We start from the raw sequence: 22,865 nt of genomic DNA on the forward strand, positions 1-22,865 counted from the left end.
ATGGCGGGCAGCACGCCCCCCGCCCGCCTGCGCCCGCTCGCGCGTCCGCTCTGGCTGGGCCAGCCCGGCCGGTTGACGGGGCTGTCGCCGGTGATCGCGGGCGGGGTGCTGGCTGTGGTCCTGCTGCTGATCCTGATCGCCTGGGCGACGCAAGCCCCGGTCGTCCCGGTACCCGACCGGCTGGCCCCGGTCGCCGTCACCATCGTCGACCATGTCCGCCATGGTCAGCCCTTCTATGCCGCAGCGATCGATGCTTTGCGCGAGAATGAACAGCCGTTGCGTCCCGCACTGGTCGCGGTGCCCCTGCCCGCGCTGCCGGTGGCGCTGGCGGCACTGCCGCCCGAGGTCGGCGAGACGCTGCTGATCCTGCTGGGCCTGGGCGTGGTCATCGCCTGGGCAAGGCGCTGGCGTCCGGCGCTCGACAGCAGGATCGCGCAAAGCCTCGCGCTGGTCCTGGCGGTCGCAGGGCTCTATCCGCTGGTCGCCTGGCCGATGAGCGTGGTGCCCGAAAGCTGGGCCGCTCTGCTGATCGCGCTGTCGCTGGTGCAGCGCCGGCCACAGGCCATGCCGACCGCAGTCGCACTCGGCCTTGTCGCGATGATCCTGACCCCGGTCGCGCTGCTCCATGCGCTCGTGATGCTGGCGCTGGCCTGGCAATCGCGGGCGCGGCAGGAGGTGATCGGCTGGGTCATCGCCATTGCGCTGTTCCTGCTGGTGCTGGCGGCGCATGCCCATGCCCTGAATGCGGCAGTCACGGCCATAGACCCGGCGATCGGCAGCGTGTCCGCGATCCCGTCGCCCGGCGAGTTGATCGCCGGCATTGCCTCGGCGGGGGCGCTTGGATTCCTGCCGATGATCCTCGTCCTGCCGCTGGGCATCTTGGCGGCGCTGGGCTGGGCGCATTGGCGGCTGCCGGTCGCGCGGCGGGCCGGCGTGACCATGGCGGCCTATGCGCTGGCAGCGACGCTGACCGGGGGAGCGGGGTTCCTGACGATGCTCTCCCCGCTCCTGTTCCTGGGCATCGTCTTCGCCCCCGATGCATTGCGTGACTTGGTCGCGGCCCTGCGCGATCGTCGGCGGATCACCGTCAAGCGAGTGGTACGATGAGCCATATCCTGTTGATCGTCGGTGGCGGCATCGCCGCCTATAAGTCCTGCGAATTGATCCGCCTGTTGCGCAAGGCCGGACACAGCGTCCGCTGTGTCCTAACCGAGGGCGGTAGCCACTTCGTCACGCCGATGACGCTGGCCGCGCTGTCGGAAAACCAGGTCTTCACCACCCTGTGGGACCTGAAGGACGAGGCCGAGATGGGCCATATCCAGCTCAGCCGCGAGGCCGATCTGATCGTGGTGGCGCCCGGCACCGCCGATCTGATGGCACGGATGGCGAACGGTCATGCCGATGATCTGGCGACGACGCTGCTGCTCGCCACCGATACGCCGGTGCTCGTCGCGCCTGCGATGAACGTCCGCATGTGGCTCCATCCCGCGACTCAGCGCAATGTCGCGCAATTGCGACAGGACGGGGTGACGGTGATGACGCCCGACGAGGGGATCATGGCGTGTGGCGAGTTCGGCCCCGGCCGCCTGCCCGAACCCACCGCCATCATGGCCGCGATCGAGCGCATGCTGGCCCCCGCCCCCGGCGAAGGTCCGCTGGCCGGCCGCCATGTCCTGGTCACCGCCGGGCCGACTCACGAGCCGATCGATCCCGTCCGCTACATCGCCAACCGCTCGTCGGGACGGCAGGGTTTTGCGGTGGCGGGGGCCTTGGCACGGCTCGGCGCGCGGGTGACTTTGGTGGCGGGGCCGGTGACGCTGCCGACGCCCAGCGGCGTGACCCGCATCGATGTGGAGACCGCGCGGCAGATGGCGGATGCGGTCCAGGCCGCTCTGCCCGCCGATGCCGCCGTCATGGTCGCGGCCGTCGCCGACTGGCGGGTCGAGGCCGCCGGGCAGAAGGTCAAGAAGGATGGCGGCGCTGCCCCAGCGCTGACCCTGGTCGAAAATCCCGACATATTGGCGACGGTCGCCGCCGGCCCCGATCGCCCCAGGCTGGTCGTCGGTTTCGCGGCCGAGACCGAGCATGTCGTCGATCACGCCACCGCCAAGCGCACCCGCAAGGGCGCCGACTGGATCGTCGCCAATGACGTGTCGGCGGACGTTTTCGGTGGCGAGGCCAACACGGTTCATCTGATCACTGCCGACGGCGTCGAGAGCTGGACACGGATGACCAAGGACGAGGTCGCCGAGGGACTCGCGCAACGCATCGCCGATGCGCTACAAGGCACGGCATGACGCTTGCTCCGATTTCGATTGCCCTCAAGCGCTTGCCCCATGGCGAAGGGCTTGCACTTCCCGCTTATGCAACCCCCGGTGCGGCCGGCATGGACGTGGTCGCCGCCGAGACGCTGACGCTCGCGCCGGGCACGCGCGCCGCCGTGCCGACCGGTTTCGCCATCGCCATTCCGGCGGGCTATGAGGTGCAGGTCCGGCCGCGTTCGGGACTGGCGCTGAAGCACGGCATCACCTGCCTCAACACGCCCGGCACGATCGATGAGGATTATCGTGGCGAGGTGAAGGTGATCCTCGCCAATCTGGGCGACCAGCCGTTCGAGGTCGTGCGTGGCGAGCGTATCGCGCAGCTTGTCCCCGCGCCCGTCCAGCGGGCGACGCTGACCGAAGTCATCGCCCTGGACGACACCCAAAGAGGCACGGGCGGTTTCGGATCGACCGGGCAATGAGCCTGTTATTCGCTCTTGCCGTGCAGGCACTCGCCGCGCCCCAGGCCGTCATGCCCCAGCCCGCCACCCCGCCGGTTGCCAACGCCGTCCCGTCCGATCTGCCGCATGACTGGTCGCCCCTGCCGTCGATCACCTTGCCCCCCGCGAGTACCGAGATGGTCCGCTTCGTCCGCGAGGAAGTGAGCGCGGGACGCTGCCCGCACAACCGCATGACCGAGGATGGCCAGGTGGTAGTCGTCGTCCCGCTGGCGGTGCGCCTGAATGCAGAAAGCGGTGCGCAGACCGTGGTACCGCTCGCCATCGGCTGCCCGACCGTCGAGCAGTTCAGCGCAGGCGCGGCGCAACGCATGGTGCGCAACCTGCCGCACCGGGCCATGTTGGCGGCCGATCGCTGGTATCGCACCGTCATCACCTATACATGGCCGGGATGATCCTGTCCGACGACGAACTGGCCCGCTATGCCCGTCACATCGTGCTGCGCGAGTTCGGCGGCGGAGGGCAGCTCCGTCTGAAACAGGCCTGTGTGGCGGTGATCGGCGCCGGCGGCATCGGCTCCCCCGCCATCCAGTATCTGGCCGCCGCCGGGATCGGGTCGCTGATCCTGATCGACGACGATGTGGTCGAGCATTCCAATCTTCAGCGGCAGACGATCTTCTCGACCGAGGATCGCGGCACGCCCAAGGTGGAGGCCGCTGCCGCCTTTGCGACGCGGCTCAATCCGCATGTCGCGGTCACCACGCATCGCGCCCGCGTGACGCCCGACAATGTCGCCGACCTCCTGACCGGCGCGGATGTCGTGCTCGACGGATGCGACAATTTCGCCACCCGGCTGACCGTCGCCGATGCGGCACTAGCGCTGCGCATTCCGCTGGTCTCGGCGGCGGTCGGGCAGTTCGAAGGGCAGTTGGCGGTGTATCGCGGTTGGGAGGCTGACAAGCCCTGTTATCGCTGCTTCGTCGGGGATGCGGTCGATCAGGCTGGGCTGACCTGCGCCGATGACGGCGTGCTGGGCCCCGTCACCGGCGTGATGGGGAGCTTGGCTGCGCTGGAGACGCTCCGCGCCGTCGCGCCCTTCGGCCGGGACAGCGCCGGCTCGGTCCTGCTCGCCGACCTGCTGTCAATGCGTTTCCGGACATTGGCACTACCCAAGGACCCCGGTTGTCGCTGCGCCGAGGCGGTCGCATGAAGACGCCCCCTGCCCCACCGCCCGGCTGGCTCGACTGGACGGGCGACAAGTCGTGGATCGGCCAGGTTACCGGCCTGCCCGACAGTGCACTCCACGCCCATTTCGGCATGGCGATCCTGGTGCTGGCCGCCCTGGTCCTGCGGCGGGCGCCCTGGGACTGGCGGTGCTGGCTGACCGTCCTCGTGATCGAAACGGCCAACGAAGCCTATGACCTGCTTCAGCCCTTCTACCCCACGGATGAAGGCAATCTGGCAGCCTCGTGGTTCGACATGTGGTCGACGATGCTGTGGCCGACGGTGATCCTGCTGACCTTCCGCTGGCTCGCCCGTCGCGCCGAGCGGCGGGGCTGATAAGGTTGTACCTTCATCCTCCCCTGTAAGGGGAGGTGGCAGGCCGCAGGCCTGACGGAGGGGTGTCAGCGATGGCGACGAAGGACCTCATTCACTACCCGTGACACCCCTCCACCAGCTTCGCTGGTCCCCCCCTTGCAGGGGAGGAATAAGAAAGGGGCGGCGACCTTTCGGTCCCGCCCTTTTCCTCAACGCCAAAAAAGCTCAGGCGAACAGCGTCTTCGCAAATTCGCGCACGGCGGGACCAATATCCTCCCGCGCCACACCCAGCGCCAGGTTTGCGGTCAGCCAACCCGCCTTGTCGCCGCAATCGTAACGCTGCCCGTCAAAGGTAAAGCCATGGAAAGGCTGCTGCCCTATCAGCTTGGCCATGGCGTCGGTCAGCTGGATCTCACCGCCCGCGCCCGGCTCCTGCGCGTCGAGGATCTGCATCACCTCGGGCTGGAGGATGTAACGGCCGGGGATCATCAGGTTCGACGGGGCCTTGCCCTTGGGCTTCTCGACCAGCGCGGTGACCTCGGTCAGGCGGCCATCCTGCTTGCCGGGCGAGATGATGCCGTATTTGTCGGTCTCGCTGTCGGGTACTTCCAGCGCGCCGATGACGTTGCCGCCGACCTGATCATAGGCCTCGACCATCTGCTTCATGAAACCGCCGACCATCAGCTCGTCGGGGAGCAGCACCGCGAACGGCTCGTCACCGACGATCTCGCGTGCGCACCACACGGCATGACCCAGGCCCAGCGGCTCCTGCTGGCGGACATAGACCGGCGAGCCCGGCTTCTGCCGGATGCCGTCGAGAACGGCCAGGCTCTTGCCCCGCGCCTTCATCGTCGCTTCCAGCTCATAGGAAATGTCGAAATGGTCTTCGAGCGCGCCCTTGCCGCGACCGGTGACGAAGATGATCTGCTTGATCCCGGCTTCCAGCGCTTCCTCGACCGCATATTGGATCAGCGGCTTGTCGACGACGGTCAGCATTTCCTTGGGCATCGCCTTGGTCGCCGGCAGAAAACGTGTCCCCAGTCCCGCCACGGGGAAAACAGCCTTACGAACCTTCTTGATCGTCATGAAACCTCCCTGGATCATTCTGCCTCTAGCGGGATCGTGCGGCGCAACATAGCCTCGCGGCACGGGGATGCGATTAGTGTGTCCTTAAAAGCGACAGGCTACGACTCACCCGATGACGCATGCACCGATCCTCATAGTCTTCGGAACAAGGCCGGAGGCGATCAAACTGTTCCCTGTCATCCGTGCCTTGGCTGCATCAGAAGTTGCACCGGTACGGGTTTGCGTGACCGCCCAGCATCGCGGCCTGCTCGATCAGGTCTTGTCGATCGCGGAGTTGACGCCCGATCATGATCTGAATTTGATGGAGCCCGGCCAGTCGCTCGATCGGCTGACCGCGCGGCTGCTGACCGGACTTGGCGAGGTGATGGATGCCGAGCGCCCGGCGATGGTCGTCGTCCAGGGCGATACCGCTACCGCCATGGCGGGTGCACTGGCAGCCTATTATCGCAAGGTGCCCGTCGCGCATGTCGAGGCGGGGTTGCGCTCGGGCGATATTTATCACCCCTGGCCCGAGGAGGTGAACCGGCGGATGATCGCGCCGATCGCCGCGCTGCACTTCGCGCCGACCGAAACCGCCGCCGCCGCGCTACGCGCCGAAGGGATCGACGTCGAGCGGGTTCATGTCACGGGCAATAGCGTCATCGACGCGCTGCACTGGACGCGGGGACGCATTGCCGCCGATCCCAGCTTGGCCGCCGACCTGGCCCCCATCCTCGAGCGGATGACGGGCAAGCGCATTATCCTGGTGACCGCCCATCGCCGCGAGAATTTCGGCGATTCCATGGCCTCCATCGCGCGCGCGCTGGCCAGAATCGCAGCGCGCGACGATGTTGGCATCCTGTTTCCGATGCATCCCAATCCCAATGTCGCCAGCGTCATGGACGAAGTCCTCGGCGATCACCCCGCCATCGCGCGCATCGCCCCGCTCGACTATCCACATTTCGTCGCCGCGTTGGACGCCGCACATATCGTCCTGACCGATTCGGGCGGGGTGCAGGAAGAGGCTCCCGCGCTCGGCAAGCCCGTGCTGGTCATGCGCGAGACCACCGAACGCCCCGAAGGGGTCGCGGCCGGCACCGCCCGGCTGGTCGGCACCGATGAGGGCCGGATCACGGACGAAGTCTTCGCGCTTCTCGACGACCCCGCCCGCTATGCCGCGATGGCGCGGGCGCATAACCCCTTTGGCGATGGCGACACCGCCGAGCGTATCAGTAGGATCATGACGGATGCCCTTGGACACTGAATTTTCCGTTACGGTCATGGGTCTGGGCTATATCGGCCTGCCCACCGCCGCCGTCATCGCCCGCACCGGCGCGATGGTGACCGGGGTCGATGTCACCCCGTCCGTGGTCGAGACGATCAATTCGGGCCGCGTCCATATCGAGGAGGTCGATCTGGACGGCCTCGTCTCCGGCGTGGTCGCAAGGGGCCATCTCAAGGCCTCGCTGACGGTCGCGCCCGCCGATGTCTTCGTCATTGCGGTGCCGACGCCCTTTACCGACGCGCATCAGCCCGACATCACCTTCGTGCTCAACGCGGCGCGCGCCATCGCTTCCGTGCTGAAGACCGGCGATACGGTAATCCTGGAATCCACCTCGCCCGTCGGCACCACCGAACAGGTGCGGGACCTGATCGCCGAGCTCCGTCCCGACCTGACCATGCCGGGGAGCAACCGGCCCGGGGAGCAGGCGGACATCGCCCTCGCTTATTGCCCCGAGCGGGTGCTGCCCGGCCGCATCCTGGTCGAGCTGATCGACAATGACCGGGTGATCGGCGGCATCACCCCGCGCTGCGCGCGCAAGGCGCTGGCCTTTTATCGCCGCTTCGTGCGGGGGGCCTGCGTCACCACCACCGCGCGCGCCGCCGAAATGACGAAGCTGACCGAGAATGCGTTTCGCGACGTCAATATCGCCTTTGCCAACGAACTCAGCCTGGTCGCCGATACGCTGGGCGTCGATGTGTGGGAGGTGATCCGGCTGGCCAACCGCCATCCGCGCGTCAATATCCTGTCGCCCGGCCCCGGCGTCGGCGGGCATTGCATCGCGGTCGATCCCTGGTTCCTGGTCGCGGCCGATCCCGCCAACACGCCGCTGATCCGCACCGCGCGCGAGGTGAATGATGGCAAGACCGATCACGTCATCGCGCGCGCCACGGCGATGATCGAGGCGCGGCCCCACGGCGAGCCGGTCGCGTGCCTGGGTCTGGCCTTCAAGGCCAATATCGACGATTTCCGCGAAAGCCCGGCGCTCAAGGTCGCCGAGGCGCTGGCCGATCGTTTCGGCCCGCGCATCCATATCGTCGAGCCCTATGCGACGACGCTCCCCCCGGCGCTGGCCGCGACGGGCGCGGCGCTGACCGATATCGACACCGCGCTGGAAACTTGTGCGGTCATGGTCGTTCTGGTCGATCACGACATCTTCCGCTCGGTCCCGCTGGACGAACGCAGGGGCAAGACGGTCCTGGACACGCGAGGGCTATGGCCTGACCAGTCCTGACCTACCTCCGATGCCTTGCATTGCGTGGGACGTTGCGGAGGACTAAGGACAACCGCCTGTTGCGGATCGATTATCATCCATGCTTGCCAAGCTTTTGAATCTGCGCAAACGCGCCCCCGAATTCGTGCCCGCCATGGAAGAAGGCCTGCGGGTCTATGCCATCGGCGACATCCATGGCCGGCTCGACCTACTCGACATGCTTCTTCCCCGGATCGAGGCGGATCATGCCTCACGCCCTCCGGCCGAACGGCACATCATCTTCCTGGGCGACCTGGTCGATCGCGGCCCCGACTCGGCGGGCGTGATCGAACGGGTCCGTGCCCTGTGCGCGGCCGATCCCAACGTGCACTGCCTGATGGGCAATCACGAAGAGATCATGCTGCGATCGCTGGAAGGCGAGGACAAGGCGCTTCGCCTGTTCTGCCGGGTCGGCGGCCGTGAGACGATGATCAGCTATGGCGTGACGCCCGAGGAGTATGAACGCCTCGACTATGCCGAGGTCACCGAGCGACTGAACGCGGTTGTCCCGGCCTCGCACCGCGACTTTCTGGCAGCGCTGAAAGAGATCATGGTGCTGGGCGATTATGTCTTCGTCCATGCCGGCGTCCGTCCCGGCGTTGCCATTGCCGATCAGAAGCTGGCTGAAACCCGCTGGATTCGCGATGCCTTTCTCGAACATCGCGGCGTTCTGGAGAAGGTTGTGGTCCATGGTCATACGGTTGCGGACGAGGCCGAACTCTTGCCGCACCGCATCGGAATCGACACCGGGGCCTATCAAACCGATCGCCTGACCGCGTTGATGCTGGAGGGAAGCCAGCAGGAGATATTTTCCACCTGAGGCCTCTTTACCGAGGCGAAACGTTTGCCGGGGCATTCCCTAGACCGGCAAAGCGCAGTATAGCCGCAAAGCGGTGAAGCAATGTTGCGTTGCCGCATCAGTATGGGAGCATAAGAGCTCCATACTCGTTGGTGGGGTTGCCATGGTACGGCTAACGTGCCATGGCCCCGCTGACAATTTTAAGGGAGTTCGACATGCGTCTTGGGAAGTATCTCGTCGCCGCTGCCGCCGTTTCGATGACCGTTGCTCCGGCGATGGCTGCGAATCCGGCTGCTAGCCTCTCGGTTTCGAAGTCGGTTCGCGCTTCGGCTCCGGCCGCCAAGAAGAACGGCCTGGCCGGTGGTGGCATCCTCGTCGCCGTTCTGGCGGCTGCTGCCGTCGTCGCCGGCATCGTTGTCGTTGCCGACTCGGACGATTCGGCCGACAGCAACTAAGTTGCTTCAGCCTCACGGCTGAAAGGAATAGCGGCCTTCGGGCCGCTATTTTTTTGCCTGTTGTCCATGATTTGCGGCGATGGCGCGGAATGAAGCCCGCAGCGGGGGCATTTTTGCCCTTTGGCGAGAAGGCTATAGATCCTTTAACGCAGCCGAAGAATGACAGCAGAGGGCATCGTAAGAAGAGTTCCTAAGACTCCTCCTAGAGGTGTACTCAACCACCTCTAGAGCCTACCTACAGCGCGCTGTGAAGCCGACATTGCTCCGCCCCTTTCACAATGATGGAAACAGGGAGGCAGCGTGAGATTACGCCGATCTATGGCTCAAACGAAAATGGTGAAGCGCGGCTTGACGTGATCCCGAGGACGCCATCCTCGCGCAAATTACGTGCTGGACGATGGCAAACGCTGCACTTGGCGGGCAGACCATCGTAGCTCCGACTGAAAAACGGATCAGATCGAACGTTGGATGCGCCTTGGGCGCCAGACATCTAAACCGAGGCCGCTTTATTTTGCGAGGCCCTCGAATCGCGGGCGGCAGGCACTGCGGCGAGATTGGCAGAAGAACGACGCTGCTCGAATTCGATTTAGCATCGACGCCCCCGTCTCACTTTTGAGACAAGCACCTCACCCTTCAAACGACCACCAAATTGGCTTCCCCCAGAACCACAAACGAAGATCGCCGAAGCCCTGGAGGCTCCGGCGATCCTTATTCTTCAACGGAAGAGCCGCGTGGCGGCCGATCGGCTCAGCGCCGCGATGGTACGCCGGGGGCACCACCGGGGACCGCGCCGGGCGCGCCGCCGCCCATCATCGACTGCTGCGCCTGCATCTGACGGAGGACCGCCTCAGGGATGAAGTCGATCAGCTCGACGTCGAACACCAGCTCCGAATTGGGCGGGATCGCACCGGCAGCCTTGTCGCCATAGCCAAGCTTGGCAGGCAGCCAGAAACGATACTTCGCACCCTTCGGCATCAGCTTGAGCGCTTCGGCAAAGCCGGGCAGCACACCCGACAGCGGCATCGGCGCCGGCTGCTGCGACTTGTCGAACACGGTACCGTCGATCAGGCGGCCGGTATAGTTGATCAGCGCCACGTCGCTGGCGGTCGGATGCGGACCGCCCTGACCAGGCTCGATCACCTTATACTGGAGCCCCGAGGCGGTCGTCACCACGCCCGCACCACGCGCCTCGCGCACCAGCGCAGCGTCGCCTTGGCGTGCCAGCAGCGCGGCGAGCACGATAGCAGCAGCCACCGCCACCCATATCCAGACCAGATAGGAACGCCGAACGGGACGAAGGGGAACAGCGGTTACGGACATGCCTGGTTCTCGCTCTGTGCGTTGGCGTTCGAGGAAGGGCGCTCAAAGCGCGAGTCGATCCGATCCCGCGAATCGACTGCCATGACGATCGCGATCCCGCGCCGACCTGCCAGGAGCAGGCCAGTCACGGGATCAAGCGATCATCCGGCGATTACCGCGCCCCGTCGCGCTCGGCGCGCTTGCGCTCCAGCTTGCGGGCACGACGCACGGCCGCCGCACGCTCGCGAGCGCGCTTTTCCGAGGGCTTCTCATAGTGGCGGCGGAGCTTCATCTCGCGATACACGCCCTCCCGCTGCAGCTTCTTCTTGAGCGCGCGAAGGGCCTGGTCCACATTATTGTCGCGAACGATGATCTGCATAAAAACGAATTGCTCCGGCAAAACAGGATAAAGCGGCCGCAGAACACTGTGGCCGCATCGTTGGGCGCTCCTAGCAGGCACACCGGCCCAACACAAGCCATGGCAGTGCAATTTGCATCCCCTGCCCCAACAGACCGGCCCCGCCGCGGATGGCCCGTCCCAGCATGACAGCAAAATTCATCCGGACGCCATGCCCCTGTGATGTCGGCACCGATACAAGGCGCATCGTCCGGTGGGCCTCCCGTCCCATCGGGCACCGTTCACGTCATTTCCGCACGCTTCTCCCCCGAACGCGCGGAAATTCCGACGCGACGCCTCCCCGTCGCCGCGTCCTGCCCCGGTCCGCGCTCCCACCGGACCGGGGCCTCTTCCCACGGGGCGCCCGACATGGCTAAGGCACGTCGCATGACCGCGCCTGCCTCTTCGCCGAACCTGCCGCTGACGCTGTACAACAGCCTGACCCGTGCACTGGAGACGTTCCAGCCGATCGATCCGGCCAATGTCCGCGTCTATTCCTGCGGACCGACCGTCTATAACTATGCGCATATCGGCAATCTGCGCGCCTATGTCTTCACCGACACGCTGTCGCGCGTGTTGCGGTGGAAGGGCTGGCCGCTCACCCATATCATCAACATCACCGATGTCGGCCATCTGACCTCCGACGCCGATGCCGGCGACGACAAGATGGAGGCCGCCGCCAAGAAGAGCGGCCAGGATATCTGGTCGATTGCCGCGCATTACACCACCGCCTTCAAACAGAATCTGAAGGATCTGGGCATTGCCGCGCCGACGCGCTTTCCGCTCGCGACCGAGCATGTCCCGCAGATGATCGAGTTCGCCAAGGCCATCGAGGCCAAGCATTGCTATCGCCTGCCCGACGGCCTGTATTTCGACGTGACGACCGTGCCCGATTACGGCCGTCTGGCGCGGCATCAGGATGACGAGGGCGAAAGCCGGATCGATCCGGTCGCGGGCAAGCGGCATCCGGCCGACTTCGCCATCTGGCGATCGTCCGCGCCCGGTGAGAATCGCCAGATGGAATGGGACAGCCCCTGGGGCCCCGGCGCACCCGGCTGGCACCTCGAATGCTCGGTAATGAGCAAACAATATCTGGGCGAACAGTTCGACATCCATACCGGCGGCATCGATCACCGCGAGATTCATCATCCCAATGAGATCGCGCAGAATCAGGCGCATGGCTGCACGGCGAACACCGGCGCCAATATCTGGATGCACAACAACTTCCTGGTCGACCGTACCGGCAAGATGTCCAAGTCGTCGGGCGAGTTCCTGACGCTTCAGGCGCTGATGGATCGCGGCTTCCACCCGCTGGCCTATCGCCTGATGTGCCTTCAGGCGCATTACCGGTCGGAAATGGAGTTTGGCTGGGACGGGCTGGCCGCCGCGCAGGTGCGGTTGAAGCGGCTGGTCCAGACGGTCGAGGGCCTTCGCAGCCGTGCCGATGCCGCCAGCAAGGGCGATGCCACGCCCTATCGTGAGCGGCTGGACGCGGCCTTGTCCGACGATCTGGCGACCCCGCGCGCCTTGCCCGTGCTGGACGAGATGCTGGGCGACAAGAAGCAGTCCTCCGATGTCCGGCTGGCCGCGCTCGCCGATTTCGATGCCACGCTGGGGCTGCAACTGACGACGCTGACCCGCGCCGATCTGCGCACGCGGCCCAAGACGGCCACCGTCGATGAGGCAACGATCGAGGCCCAACTCGCCGAACGCCGGGCGGCGCGTGCGGAAAAGGATTTCGCCAAGTCGGACATGATCCGCGACTCGCTGCTCGCCGCGGGGGTCGAGGTGATGGACGGCGATCCGCTCGGCTGGGACTGGAAGCCGGTGCTGCCGGAGGGCTGAAACCCTCCGACCGTCAGCGCCGGCTGCGCGGCGAACGCATTCGCAGGCCGATGAACAGGATGGTCGGCCAGAACAGGGTGTTCGCGGTGTCGCCCAGCGTGTCCGGCCAGCGCCATGATCCGTAATGCAGCCGATCCAGAATCTCATTGCCCGCCTGCGCGATCGCGACGCAGGCGAGCGGGATCGGCGTGGCCAGCGACTTGCGGGTCAGGATACGGGCCAGAAACAGCACGGCCATGCCGGCATGAACATGCAGCAGACTGTCGGCCATGCCGGTTCCATCGCCGATCCACTGGATGAATTGGGCATAGCGCGCAGGGATATCCATGGGCGCCCCTTGCCGTGACCGAAACGGACATACAATCTTAAAGCGGATTGCCCCCGCTTTTCCGCCCCGCCGACGCGCCCAAATGCGAAAGGCCCGTGAGTGACCGGGGTCTCACGGGCCCGTCTGATGAGACGGTCAGGAAAATCCGGATGGCATGATCTGGATGGCGTCGATGTCCTTGCCGTGACGGAGATGCACGCCCCCTAACCCCGCGTTAGAAGCTGCTCCAATCGTCCTCATCCTGCTTCAGCGCGAGATTGCCCTGCGAAACGGGGGCGGCGCGGCGCATCGACGACGGTGCAGCACGACGCGGCGCGATGGCCGGTGCGGTATGCCCCATCTCCGCCCCGTCGATCCGGAAGCGGGCGATCTGCTCTTCCAGCGAGCGCGTTTCGCCCGACAGCGCACGCACGGCGGCGGTCACTTCCTCGACCATCGCGGCATTGGCCTGGGTCACCCCATCCATATCGGTGATAGCCAGATTGACCTGATGGATACCCGTCGCCTGTTCCGAGGCATCACCAGCGATCGAGCTGACCAATCCCGAAATCTCCTGCATGCCCGTCGCGATCAGTCGTAGCGACTCGTCGGTGCGGTTGGCGAGTTCGACGCCGCTGCGCACCCTTTCCACCGTAGTGGTGATCCGGGCGCTGATGTCGCGCGCCGCCTCGGCCGAACGCTCGGCCAGGGCGCGCACTTCGGAGGCGACCACCGCGAAGCCCTTGCCCGCATCGCCCGCGCGCGCCGCCTCGACCCCGGCATTGAGCGCCAGCAAATTGGTCTGGAAGGACAGCCCGTCGATCACCGCGATGATCTCGGCGATTTCGTTGGAGGACCGCTCGATATCGCCGATCGCCGAGACGGTGCGGCGCACCACCTCTTCGCTCTTGGCGACGTCGCCGGTCGCCTTGCGCACGATCGACTCGGCCGATTGGGCCTTGTTGGCGGCGGCGGTGACCGACTGCGCGATCTCGCTCATCGCGGCGGAGGTTTCCTCGATGCTGGCGGCCTGCTGCTCGGCGCGGCGGGCCAGATCGTCGGCGGCCTGGTTCATCTCGACCGCACCGCTGGCGATCCCCGTGGCGTTGACTCGCACCGCCGCCAAGGCAGCCGCCAGACGGGACACAGCCGCGTTGAAGTCCCGCTCGATCGCCGCATAAGAGGCGGGGAAGCCCGACAGCTTGGGCGTCAGGTCCGAATTGGCGAGTTGGCCCAGCGCGTCGCCGATGCGATCGACGACCTGCTGCTGCTCGGCATCCGCCTGCGCCTTGGCCACCGCGGTATCGCGGAACACGACCACCGCGCGCGACATGCTGCCCAACTCGTCACCCCGCTCGGCATCGGGCACGGTCACGTCGTTACGACCGCGTGCCAACTGGTCCATCACGCCGGTCAGATTGACGATGGGCCGCCCCAGGATGCGCGACAATAGGATCGACATTGCCAGCGCAATGCCCATGACAGCCAGGCCGCCAATGCCAAGGCTCCATTTGCTGGCCACCACGGCGGCCTTGCGGGTCTCCCGGGTCGCCTTCATCGCCTCAATCGTCCGGGTGCGAAGATCGCGGAGCGGCTGCAGGATCGCCGTCACCCGCACCTGCGCGGAATGGCCGCGAAGCCAGTCCTGTGCCCCGTCACGATCGGTCCGCGACCGCTCGATAATCGGATCGCCGACCGCCCGGCGCCAGGATTCCATGCGCGCATGCGAGGCGGCGACTTCCGCGCGTGCCTTGGGATCTTCGATCAGCAGCGTGTTCAGCGCGGCGGCCGCCTGTGTCTCCGCCTCACGCGATTCATAATATTGCTTCAGATAGTCTTCGTCCCCCGTGATGAGGAAACCGCGCATCTGGCTGTTTTCCCGCTGAACCCCACCTTCCATCTCCAGCGAGGCCGCATAGATTTCCTGCGACCGCCCGTTGGCGACCGTCGTCCCTTCGATCCGCGCCAAGGCCCACCACAAGACCGCGATCATCGCCAGCACGGACAACAGGACGAGCGCGAAGGCGAGCCCGATCTTTTTGGGTATCGGCAACGACAATAGCATGAAAGGCCCCGGACAACCCGGAAGCCCTATGCCCCCGGTTTGCGCGGAGGATTAGCTATCGAAACGCCAACAGATCGTTAAAATCCCGCGAAATGAGGTCTTTAACGAATGTTATCTTGCCCGAGCGGTGTTTCGGCGGTGTCGATCAGCGCGGGATGATCGGGACGCGGTGCCCCCGGCGGAATCGTGGCGATCTCCGCCGCGACGGCATCGGCCCGCGCCGAGGATGACGGGTGGGTCCGGCTGCGAAATATCCCGCCATCGACCTCGCCGCCATGCTCACGCCAGAAGCGGACCGCATCCTGCGGATCATAGCCGGCATTGCGCATCAGGTGCACGCCCAGCAGATCGGCCTCCGTCTCGGTCTGACGGAACAGGCGGCCATTGCGGCCGAACTCCGACAGGAGACCCCGCTTGACGCCAGCGGCATCCAGCCTTTCGCGGTGGCGCAGAATGTTGTGCGAGAATTCATGCCCCACCACGACCGCAATCATCCGGTCGTCGAAGCGTTCGAAGAAGCGCGAGCCGATCTGGACGATATCCCCGTCCGCCGACGCGGTCAGGCCCGGCCCCATCAGCATTTCGAAGCGCGACCGGCATCCGGGTTGCGCCGCCACCGTCACATCGCGCCGCTGGCCATGACGCAGCACGGTCAGGCGCAGTGGCCGGTCCGCCGGTTCGGCCGCGATCTGACGTTGGACGGCGTCGCGGGTCGCGGTATCAGCCCGCTCGCGCCCAGCCGCCTGGACGGTCAGGGCGCGGCCATTCACCGCCTCGATGCTGTCATTGGCGGCGATTCCCGCCTTGGCCGCCGCACTGCCGGGCACGACCGCCTCGACCGCGATCGGCCCTTCGAAGCCAAAGATCGCGGGCAGACCTTTACGCACCGCCGGGTCATATTGGTCGATCGCATGGATCACCAGGCCGGGCGTGGGCGCGCGGTCCTTGCAGATGGGGGCATTGGCCGTGGCCAGCCGCCAGGCAATCGTCGCCAGCCGCAGATCGGCGTCACGCATCGCCCCGAACAGCGCCGCATCGTCCGTATCGATGGCTGAGGCAGATGCGGCGACCGGTACCGAACGGACGGGAGCCGCCGCCGGCGCCTGGGGCGGAACGGCGAACAGGAAAGCGGACAGGGCGATCACCGCCGACGACAGGATGAAGGGACGCGACATCGCGCATGGTGCTACCCGTTCGGGCGACGAACCGCAAAGCCGGTCGCCGCAACCGCCAACGGCTGGGCGCAAACTCGTATCATGCGCAACAAAGGGCGCGACTTCGGGGGGTAAAACGCCAACTTCATTGCGTATGGCCCCGAATCGGCGCATGGCGCTATTTTCACGGAAAGCAGATAGAGAGCAGGACGATCATGGCCGCGAACTGGGCCCCCAACAGCTGGACGAGCGCCGAAGCCCGGCAGCTCCCCGAATATCCCGACGCCCAGGCGCTGGACGCCGCGACGCGTACGCTGTCGAGCTATCCCCCGCTGGTCTTTGCCGGCGAGGCGCGCAACCTGACCGCCGAGTTGGCCGAAGTCGCGGCGGGTCGTGGTTTCCTGCTCCAGGGCGGCGACTGCGCCGAGAGCTTTGCCGAGCATAGCGCGAACAATATCCGCGACACCTTCCGCGTCATTCTGCAGATGGCGGTCGTCCTGACCTTCGCCTCGAAGCTGCCGGTGGTGAAACTGGGTCGCATGGCCGGTCAGTTCGCCAAGCCGCGCTCAGCCAATACCGAGGTCGTGGATGGCGTCGAGCTGCCCAGCTATCGCGGGGACAATGTCAACGACATCGCCTTCACGCCCGAGGCGCGCATTCCCGATCCGCAGCGCATGCTGCGCTCCTATGCACAATCGGCGGCGACGCTGAACCTGCTGCGCGCCTTCGCGCAGGGCGGCTATGCGAACCTGCATCAGGTACATCGCTGGACGCACGACTTCATGGGCCGTAGCCCCTGGGCGCGGAAATATAGCGAAATGGCCGATAGGATCGGCGAGGCGCTGGACTTCATGGCGGCGTGCGGCATCGATCCCGCCTCCGTCCCGCAGCTGGCGCAGACCAGCTTCTACACCAGCCATGAGGCGCTGCTGCTTCCTTATGAGCAGGCGCTGACCCGGCAGGATTCGCTGACCGGCGACTGGTATGACACCTCGGCGCATTTCCTGTGGATCGGCGACCGGACGCGGTTCGAGGGCTCGGCGCATGTCGAGTTCCTGCGCGGCATCGGCAACCCGATCGGCGTGAAGTGCGGACCGAGCCTGGAGCCCGAGGCGTTGCTGCGGATGCTCGACACGCTTAATCCGGGCCGCGTGCCGGGGCGGATCACGCTCATCACCCGCTATGGCCATGACAAGATCGAGGCGCATCTGCCCAAGCTGGTCCGCGCCGTCACGCGTGAGGGCCATCCGGTGGTCTGGTCGTGCGATCCGATGCACGGCAACACGATCAAGGCGGCGACCGGCTATAAGACGCGCCCCTTCGACCGCATCCTGGCCGAGGTGCGCGGCTTCTTCGCCGTCCACCGCGCCGAGGGGACCCATGCCGGCGGCATCCATGCCGAGATGACCGGCCAGAACGTCACCGAGTGTACCGGCGGCGCGATCGACGTAACCGAACAGTCGCTGGCGGACCGTTACCACACGCACTGCGACCCGCGCCTCAACGCCGGGCAGAGCCTCGAAATGGCCTTCCTGCTGGCTGAGATGCTCAACGAGGAAATGGCCGAGCGCCGCAAGGCCGCGGCCTGACCGGACCAACGGGGCGGGGTGACGATCAAAGGTCACCCCGCCCTTTTTACATTTATGACGTTTTCCGGGGGAGAGCGCTTGACGCCCTCCCCCACCCCCGCTAACAGCGCCCCTCCACCGCACACGGCCCCTTCGTCTAGCGGTCTAGGACGTCGCCCTCTCACGGCGAAAACACGGGTTCGAGTCCCGTAGGGGTCACCAGCACCCGCCAGAATGGCGGATTTGCGCGGTTTAGGCGGTCTTCATGGACGCTTTACCCATCCTTGTGTACAAAGGATGCGTACAAAGTGATCCGTATGGCCACCCCTTTCAAAGATCCTCGCACCGGCATTTTCTACTTCCGATCTTGACCACGTTAACCTTTGTCCACCTAGCCTAAAAAACCTTTCGAAGACTGAAGCTCACAATCCTACCGAGCGGATCCAGGTAGGCCGATTGATAGCTCAGCGGTGTTACTCCAGTCCGGTCTTGGACTTGGGGGCGTGTATTGAAAATATTGGCGATCCCGAAAGTGACCCGAGTTCCTTTTAGCCATTGAGATGCTTTGGAATCGCCAAAACGGTCATTAAGATTTGCGAACAGGTTGATGTTCACAGTCGCCAGATTAGAGAAGATAAGATCGTCGGCGCCGTCACCCAGGCCACTCATGGTAGTTCCGCTTTGCCAGTTGGCTACCACCCGCGCACCTAAACCTTTTTTGAAAATGCCTGCCTGTAATTCGAGTCGGTGACGACGCGTGCCGCCGAGGACGTCGGTCGCTGCCCCGTTCAACAGATCGAGTTTTGGCAAATCCTGACGGACGATAATGTCGTCTCGTAATTGTAGGGTATAATAGAGATTAAGATAGAGCCGGCTTGTTAGATTTTCAAATCTCCGAGCTATGGCACTTCCCGGTTGAACCATCGCGACCATTGTACCGGCTGGAACAGCCGCTCGCGCCTCCGACTCACTTGAGTAAGTTCGCACTGGTGCGCTTCGCATCCACGGCTCGACAGCCCCTAAAGGTCGGACAAAGTTGAGGCCCCACCGCACCTGTTCTTGGTCGGATCGCTCGAAATTCAGCGGCGTGCTGTCGATCTGCAAAAGCCGGCCGTCAACGCCGCGCGTGAACCGTTCCGGAAACGCCGCCTCAATGTCCGGTGTCGCGATTGGAAAAGACGCGATCGGGTCGTCTATTCGTGTCTTCAGATATTCGATGCTGAAGGTAAAGTCGGCCTTTGCAAACGGTCTGGTGGTGACTCCCAGCCTGAAAACGTGCCGATCATCGGATCGAAGGTTTGGGTTTCCGCCGAACATCCTCGTAACGTCGGCAATCTCGCGCCGTGTAAAATCGAAGGTGCGAACGTTTGGCGTCACGGTGAGCGGAGCCCCGAGCTGCTCCACTGTCGGTGCCCTCTCTTCGTTCGTAGCCGAGGCTATGATGTTGAGCTCTTCGATAGGCGACCAGTTGAAGCCGTAGCCGAACGTTCGCAAACCGCCGAAGTCAGAGAGCTGTTCGATGGCCAAATTGACGTTTAATGAGAGATTACCTAGCCAGGCCAGTTCCTTCTCACGCCGGCTAGCGATTGGCACGTCCAAGCTCGCCTGTATTGCTCCCCTGTCGCGCAGCAGCTCTGCCCTCTGTTCCACCCCGTTTCGCAACGACCTACTGCTGAAGTTGCGGGTGTCACCACCGACGCGGACACTCGTCGCGATCGGGCCAGCTGGCAATTCGAGAAGCGATCCGCTCAGCACCAGATCAGCGTTGAGTAGCGAGTTTACCGATCTCGCCTCGTCTTTTGTTTCAAGTTCGATGCCAGTATCGATCAAAGTGTCAGCGGTGCTACGATCATAATTGCCGGTAAAGGACCAAAGCCACTTCCCGAGCCGCCCGCCTAGCGTGGTTCCCAGGTGAGCAGCACGTGTATCGGTGTTACCCAACAACGGTCCTTGTGAGCCGAGTCCCAAGCGGCTTTGGCTTCTATTCCTCTCGAAACGACCGTTCAGCGTGGACGACACATTGTTCAGCAGATTACCGCTGGCCAGTCCGTTCAGCGCCAATCGCTCTGTCTCCGGTAGTAGAGTACGAAATCTACCTGCATCCAGATTGTTACCGATCTGTGCTAAACCTCTGTCACTCTCCAGCAGGGCCGTTGACCGATTGTATTCCGCACTGAGATCATATCGTGTGTCTCCCTGGATAGCGAAATAATTGGCTCCAACGCGAGCAGTGTCATAGCCACCGTCCGTTGGCAAAGATGAACCAAATTGACCGATTTTTGAACGGAATCGCTCAAAGGTGACGATATTCACCACCTTCTGATCCGCTCGGTAGCCGTATTTCAGAGCCAGTTCCTCGGGAAACACCTCCATCCGCTCGATCGCCTCGGTCGGAATTTCAGCTATCTCCGTGAAGCTCGATACGCGCCGCCCGTTCAACAGCGTGACGGGGTTGCCTTGATCCCCACGACTGCTTGTTACCTGCGGCCCCAGCGCCTGTATGAGCTCCCCGATATTGTCAGATCCGTAGGCATTGATGTCGAGCGAACTGAACGTGCGTTCCGGTGGAATGTCCCCGATCACCGAACCCCTAGGGCGCCGCCCCGAAACAAGGATGTCCCCATCACTCATAGGCGTCGGGACGCTGGCGGTTGGCGTTGGCAGTTGGGGTGCTTCCGACTTTTTGGACGGAACCAGGTCGCCCTTGAATTGCTTTTCGAGCTCCCGCTGGATATCGGACGGTAGGGGGTTGCCGTTGTCGTCAAGGAACTGAGACGGTGGAGGCGAGGCTTTGGCCGGCTTGGTTTGAGTGTCACCGGCTATAGGCGGCTGAGCCGAAGGAAGATTCTGCAAAGCAATCGGTGCTGCCGTTACGGTCCCGCTCACTAGGGCCGCGACTGCCCCAAATCCCACCACCACGATTTTCATTGGCTGGAGCCACCCCCGTACCACTGATCTGTCGCGATCCAGGCCAGGAAGTCGGCACTTAATGCCTGGATACCATCCGACTCCTTATCGTGCCCAGTCCGAGTAAGCAGCCACCGTTCAATCGGCTGACCACGCCGGACGGCTACCGCCAGTTCAGCGACGATAGCGGGGTTTCCCGTTCGCTTGACAAGGAAATCGTAGAAAGCGGAGGCCATCGCATAGAATTTGGGCGTTTCGTCGGACACCGCCTCAAAGGCGCGCATCGTGCCGTCAGGCGAAACGGGAATCGACTTCGCCGCCATCTCGGGGTGAGTCATCGTTAAAAATCTCTGCAACGGTATTAAAGTCTTCTCTTGGGCGTAGCGAACCGCCGCGCGACGCCGAACTAGCCGCAGTTCTTCTCCTTCAAAGGCCACAGCCGCCATTTCATCGAGCCAATCGGGTGCATCGCCACCATATTGGTCCGCTCTTGTGCTGGGCACGAGATAACGGACAAAAAGGTCATGCCCGATTTCATGACGCAACAAGTAGGCAGGAGGCGGTGTCGAGCGACCGTCGGCGCTTTTCCTGAATTGCCAGACATACGTGGGCTTACCACTCGCCGACAGGCTACCCCAACGTTCAGAACTGCTACTTGCGTCGACAATATCGAACTGAACGTCAGGAAGCGCCAGAACCGTTCTCGCCGCTTGCTGTGCAGCCCTTCCCTCCCGGATAGCTGTTTGCTGATCTCCCGGATTGACACGCACGTGCCCGAAGACAGCACTCACTTCTGGTTCAACGTCAGAAGCGACTTTCGGAAAGAAACCTGCCGGGTTCGCGAGCGCCATCAACGTGACGGCGATCCGAAGACTGGGCATACGTCACGACTTGCGCGTTGCGGAAAACGGCACGGTGGCAACGCCTTCAATAGTCACTGTGCCGGACATGGTTGGCTTTATGGCGTCAACCTCAAGCGCGAAACTCAGCTTGGGTTTCGATTCCATACTAAAAGAGACAGACCGTCCAGAAACGACCACCCCACTCAACGGGTGCCATTTGACACCATTGGGCGACATATACCTTCCGGACCAGTTGCCCCCTTCAGCCGTGAACTCGAAGGTCCACTCCTTCTGTAGAAGGCTTCCCGTCCAGACTCCGCTCGCACTGCTCGGGGCAACGTTCTGAATCTCGGTCCACGTCGCAGATGAAGGCCCGGATGTGAGAGCCAACGCCAGAGCGATCGACGCTGCGATTGCACGTCCTGAAAAGACCATGACATCACCAAAAATTGCAAAAGGGGAGCGACCTCTGAAGCAGAGGTGCCCCCCCAAACAACGTATGAAGGGTCAATTATACCTGACCGTCCTGCGGGAAGCATAGAACGCCTTCGACGGGGCCGTCTCCGGCATCGACGATCACAGGGATGCATACCGCCTGCTTCGACACGGTTGGGGTAGTTGCCGCATGAATGGCCGTGCTCGGCACGGCCAATGAGGACAATATCGTTGCGAGGAGTGCAATGCGCTTCATGACCTTCTCCCGGTTGGAAACAAATACGCAACATGGCTAATCGCTTAGCCAGAGTGTAGCACATTCCTAAATAAAAAGGGTGTCAACCTCATACAGTCATAATGGATCAAATATTTCTGAATTTGTGGTATGGGCGTCGCGATTGACTGCTACTACATCGTTTGTGTTGCTGGCCTCAATCATGCTGCTTCCATCAACGTCCGGAAAACGGTCAAATCGGTCAGTTCCGGTGCTGGCGCTCAGCTCATGGCTTTTCACCCCGCACACTGTAACAAAATCCCATGCTCAAACCCTTTATTATATCTGATACGAAAATCATGATCTTTGCATATCAGACCGTTGCTGATGATTGCTGCCTTAGCCGTACTGACGCTGGCTACCGTCGCTAGGTGTTTGATGCCACGGTTTGATGTTGAGATCCTTTCGTTGGAATGGAAGGAAGCCGTATGGGACAGGTTCGTCACGGGTACGCGACGACCACGCACGCCGTCCGAGCAGCAATACAGCGATCGCAAGCTTCGCTCGCGGCGCTGAGCCGTGAGCTGGGGATCAACCCGAAGACGGTGGCGAAGTGGCGCAAGCGGGCGACGGTGGAAGATCTGAAGACCGGGCCGAAGGCTCCTCATTCAACGACCCTGTCCGAGGCCGAAGAGGCAATGGTTGTGGCGTTCCGCCGCCA

The 22,865-nt window shown here is 63.7% G+C and carries 20 protein-coding genes, 1 tRNA gene and 1 pseudogene; 14 read left to right on the forward strand and 8 right to left on the reverse strand.

Translation table 11 applies throughout. The features are described from left to right. From SP6_RS11520 to SP6_RS11545, 6 genes are read left to right on the forward strand one after another with little or no spacing between them, the layout of a single operon-like run. Positions 1-1,107 carry a hypothetical protein gene (locus SP6_RS11520; RefSeq protein ID WP_007404502.1) on the forward strand — a complete coding sequence of 369 codons (1,107 nt, stop codon included), beginning with the start codon at positions 1-3 and terminating at the stop codon, positions 1,105-1,107. Further along, positions 1,104-2,297: a bifunctional phosphopantothenoylcysteine decarboxylase/phosphopantothenate--cysteine ligase CoaBC gene (gene coaBC / locus SP6_RS11525; protein ID WP_007404613.1), complete on the forward strand. Its 1,194-nt coding sequence runs from the start codon at positions 1,104-1,106 to the stop codon at positions 2,295-2,297. Before SP6_RS11520 ends, coaBC begins: the two co-directional genes overlap by 4 nt. Further along, complete coding sequence (gene dut / locus SP6_RS11530; RefSeq protein ID WP_007404601.1) at positions 2,294-2,743, forward strand: dUTP diphosphatase; 450 nt, start codon at positions 2,294-2,296, stop codon at positions 2,741-2,743. Before coaBC ends, dut begins: the two co-directional genes overlap by 4 nt. Beyond that, entirely contained in the window at positions 2,740-3,174 is a 435-nt protein-coding gene (locus SP6_RS11535) for a hypothetical protein (RefSeq protein ID WP_007404541.1), read from the forward strand. The genes dut and SP6_RS11535 overlap by 4 nt, the downstream gene beginning before the upstream one ends. Continuing rightward, a complete protein-coding gene (locus SP6_RS11540; protein WP_007404492.1) occupies positions 3,171-3,929 on the forward strand; it encodes a HesA/MoeB/ThiF family protein in 759 nt (252 codons plus the stop codon). Before SP6_RS11535 ends, SP6_RS11540 begins: the two co-directional genes overlap by 4 nt. Then, complete coding sequence (locus tag SP6_RS11545) at positions 3,926-4,279, forward strand: hypothetical protein (RefSeq protein WP_007404644.1); 354 nt, start codon at positions 3,926-3,928, stop codon at positions 4,277-4,279. Before SP6_RS11540 ends, SP6_RS11545 begins: the two co-directional genes overlap by 4 nt. 204 nt (positions 4,280-4,483) lie before the next feature. On the opposite strand, the gene galU is transcribed toward SP6_RS11545, so the two are convergent. Further along, complete coding sequence (gene galU / locus SP6_RS11550; RefSeq protein WP_042469082.1) at positions 4,484-5,344, reverse strand: UTP--glucose-1-phosphate uridylyltransferase GalU; 861 nt, start codon at positions 5,342-5,344, stop codon at positions 4,484-4,486. A 112-nt stretch (positions 5,345-5,456) separates the two neighbouring features. Here galU and wecB point away from each other — a divergent pair, with 112 nt between their 5' ends. The 4 genes from wecB (at position 5,457) to SP6_RS11570 (ending at position 9,111) form a co-directional block, all read left to right on the forward strand. After that, positions 5,457-6,587 (forward strand): non-hydrolyzing UDP-N-acetylglucosamine 2-epimerase, encoded by a 1,131-nt coding sequence (gene wecB, locus SP6_RS11555; protein ID WP_007404546.1) that lies wholly within the window; start codon positions 5,457-5,459, stop codon positions 6,585-6,587. Continuing rightward, positions 6,571-7,839, forward strand: coding sequence for a UDP-N-acetyl-D-mannosamine dehydrogenase (wecC, locus tag SP6_RS11560; protein ID WP_037568253.1), 1,269 nt, complete (start codon positions 6,571-6,573; stop codon positions 7,837-7,839). The genes wecB and wecC overlap by 17 nt, the downstream gene beginning before the upstream one ends. Before the next feature lie 79 nt (positions 7,840-7,918). Then, positions 7,919-8,677 (forward strand): metallophosphoesterase family protein, encoded by a 759-nt coding sequence (locus tag SP6_RS11565; protein WP_007404611.1) that lies wholly within the window; start codon positions 7,919-7,921, stop codon positions 8,675-8,677. A gap of 161 nt (positions 8,678-8,838) precedes the next feature. Next, positions 8,839-9,111, forward strand: coding sequence for a hypothetical protein (locus SP6_RS11570; RefSeq protein WP_227876598.1), 273 nt, complete (start codon positions 8,839-8,841; stop codon positions 9,109-9,111). 747 nt (positions 9,112-9,858) lie between these two features. Here SP6_RS11570 and SP6_RS11575 read toward each other — a convergent pair. Together SP6_RS11575 and rpsU are read right to left on the reverse strand one after the other, a co-directional pair. Continuing rightward, positions 9,859-10,431, reverse strand: coding sequence for an FKBP-type peptidyl-prolyl cis-trans isomerase (locus SP6_RS11575; RefSeq protein ID WP_007404648.1), 573 nt, complete (start codon positions 10,429-10,431; stop codon positions 9,859-9,861). Positions 10,432-10,582: 151 nt separating this feature from the next. After that, complete coding sequence (gene rpsU, locus SP6_RS11580) at positions 10,583-10,789, reverse strand: 30S ribosomal protein S21 (RefSeq protein WP_007404630.1); 207 nt, start codon at positions 10,787-10,789, stop codon at positions 10,583-10,585. Positions 10,790-11,194: 405 nt separating this feature from the next. Between rpsU and cysS the strand changes: the two genes are divergently transcribed. After that, positions 11,195-12,652: a cysteine--tRNA ligase gene (gene cysS / locus SP6_RS11585; protein WP_007404588.1), complete on the forward strand. Its 1,458-nt coding sequence runs from the start codon at positions 11,195-11,197 to the stop codon at positions 12,650-12,652. Positions 12,653-12,665: 13 nt separating this feature from the next. Here the strand turns inward: cysS and SP6_RS11590 are convergent, their stop codons facing one another. The 3 genes from SP6_RS11590 to SP6_RS11600 form a co-directional block, all read right to left on the reverse strand. Beyond that, positions 12,666-12,980, reverse strand: a complete 315-nt coding sequence (locus tag SP6_RS11590) for a hypothetical protein (protein WP_007404551.1) — start codon at positions 12,978-12,980, stop codon at positions 12,666-12,668. A 214-nt stretch (positions 12,981-13,194) separates the two neighbouring features. Next, positions 13,195-15,024: a methyl-accepting chemotaxis protein gene (locus SP6_RS11595; RefSeq protein ID WP_037568254.1), complete on the reverse strand. Its 1,830-nt coding sequence runs from the start codon at positions 15,022-15,024 to the stop codon at positions 13,195-13,197. A gap of 101 nt (positions 15,025-15,125) precedes the next feature. Next, on the reverse strand, positions 15,126-16,199 hold the full coding sequence (locus SP6_RS11600) for a M48 family metallopeptidase (protein ID WP_007404530.1): 1,074 nt from the start codon (positions 16,197-16,199) through the stop codon (positions 15,126-15,128). Between the two features lie 194 nt (positions 16,200-16,393). Between SP6_RS11600 and SP6_RS11605 the strand changes: the two genes are divergently transcribed. Together SP6_RS11605 and SP6_RS11610 are read left to right on the forward strand one after the other, a co-directional pair. Continuing rightward, a complete protein-coding gene (locus SP6_RS11605; protein ID WP_007404646.1) occupies positions 16,394-17,767 on the forward strand; it encodes a class II 3-deoxy-7-phosphoheptulonate synthase in 1,374 nt (457 codons plus the stop codon). 125 nt (positions 17,768-17,892) lie between these two features. Next, positions 17,893-17,968 (forward strand) — tRNA-Glu (locus tag SP6_RS11610). Positions 17,969-18,142: 174 nt separating this feature from the next. Here SP6_RS11610 and SP6_RS11615 read toward each other — a convergent pair. After that, a complete protein-coding gene (locus SP6_RS11615; RefSeq protein ID WP_233419824.1) occupies positions 18,143-20,674 on the reverse strand; it encodes a TonB-dependent receptor in 2,532 nt (843 codons plus the stop codon). Beyond that, positions 20,671-21,504 carry a hypothetical protein gene (locus SP6_RS20965; protein WP_126053165.1) on the reverse strand — a complete coding sequence of 278 codons (834 nt, stop codon included), beginning with the start codon at positions 21,502-21,504 and terminating at the stop codon, positions 20,671-20,673. Before SP6_RS20965 ends, SP6_RS11615 begins: the two co-directional genes overlap by 4 nt. A 1,128-nt stretch (positions 21,505-22,632) precedes the next feature. Here SP6_RS20965 and SP6_RS20435 point away from each other — a divergent pair. After that, a pseudogene (locus tag SP6_RS20435) lies at positions 22,633-22,865 on the forward strand (IS481 family transposase); the annotation flags it as partial.

Origin of the sequence: Sphingomonas paucimobilis NBRC 13935, from assembly GCF_000739895.2 — a bacterium.
GTDB lineage: Bacteria > Pseudomonadota > Alphaproteobacteria > Sphingomonadales > Sphingomonadaceae > Sphingomonas > Sphingomonas paucimobilis.

Coding starts and splice junctions, on each gene's coding strand:
- cysS (WP_007404588.1), top strand. CDS start 11,195: ATGACCGCGCCTGCCTCTTCGCCGAACCTGCCGCTGACGCTGTACAAC.
- SP6_RS11520 (WP_007404502.1), top strand. CDS start 1: ATGGCGGGCAGCACGCCCCCCGCCCGCCTGCGCCCGCTCGCGCGTCCG.
- wecB (WP_007404546.1), top strand. CDS start 5,457: ATGACGCATGCACCGATCCTCATAGTCTTCGGAACAAGGCCGGAGGCG.
- wecC (WP_037568253.1), top strand. CDS start 6,571: ATGCCCTTGGACACTGAATTTTCCGTTACGGTCATGGGTCTGGGCTAT.
- SP6_RS11570 (WP_227876598.1), top strand. CDS start 8,839: ATGGCCCCGCTGACAATTTTAAGGGAGTTCGACATGCGTCTTGGGAAG.
- galU (WP_042469082.1), bottom strand. CDS start 5,344: ATGACGATCAAGAAGGTTCGTAAGGCTGTTTTCCCCGTGGCGGGACTG.
- SP6_RS11605 (WP_007404646.1), top strand. CDS start 16,394: ATGGCCGCGAACTGGGCCCCCAACAGCTGGACGAGCGCCGAAGCCCGG.
- SP6_RS11590 (WP_007404551.1), bottom strand. CDS start 12,980: ATGGATATCCCTGCGCGCTATGCCCAATTCATCCAGTGGATCGGCGAT.
- SP6_RS11595 (WP_037568254.1), bottom strand. CDS start 15,024: ATGCTATTGTCGTTGCCGATACCCAAAAAGATCGGGCTCGCCTTCGCG.
- SP6_RS11600 (WP_007404530.1), bottom strand. CDS start 16,199: ATGTCGCGTCCCTTCATCCTGTCGTCGGCGGTGATCGCCCTGTCCGCT.
- SP6_RS11540 (WP_007404492.1), top strand. CDS start 3,171: ATGATCCTGTCCGACGACGAACTGGCCCGCTATGCCCGTCACATCGTG.
- coaBC (WP_007404613.1), top strand. CDS start 1,104: ATGAGCCATATCCTGTTGATCGTCGGTGGCGGCATCGCCGCCTATAAG.
- SP6_RS11545 (WP_007404644.1), top strand. CDS start 3,926: ATGAAGACGCCCCCTGCCCCACCGCCCGGCTGGCTCGACTGGACGGGC.
- SP6_RS11535 (WP_007404541.1), top strand. CDS start 2,740: ATGAGCCTGTTATTCGCTCTTGCCGTGCAGGCACTCGCCGCGCCCCAG.
- SP6_RS11615 (WP_233419824.1), bottom strand. CDS start 20,674: ATGAAAATCGTGGTGGTGGGATTTGGGGCAGTCGCGGCCCTAGTGAGC.
- SP6_RS11575 (WP_007404648.1), bottom strand. CDS start 10,431: ATGTCCGTAACCGCTGTTCCCCTTCGTCCCGTTCGGCGTTCCTATCTG.
- rpsU (WP_007404630.1), bottom strand. CDS start 10,789: ATGCAGATCATCGTTCGCGACAATAATGTGGACCAGGCCCTTCGCGCG.
- SP6_RS20965 (WP_126053165.1), bottom strand. CDS start 21,504: ATGGCGCTCGCGAACCCGGCAGGTTTCTTTCCGAAAGTCGCTTCTGAC.
- dut (WP_007404601.1), top strand. CDS start 2,294: ATGACGCTTGCTCCGATTTCGATTGCCCTCAAGCGCTTGCCCCATGGC.
- SP6_RS11565 (WP_007404611.1), top strand. CDS start 7,919: ATGCTTGCCAAGCTTTTGAATCTGCGCAAACGCGCCCCCGAATTCGTG.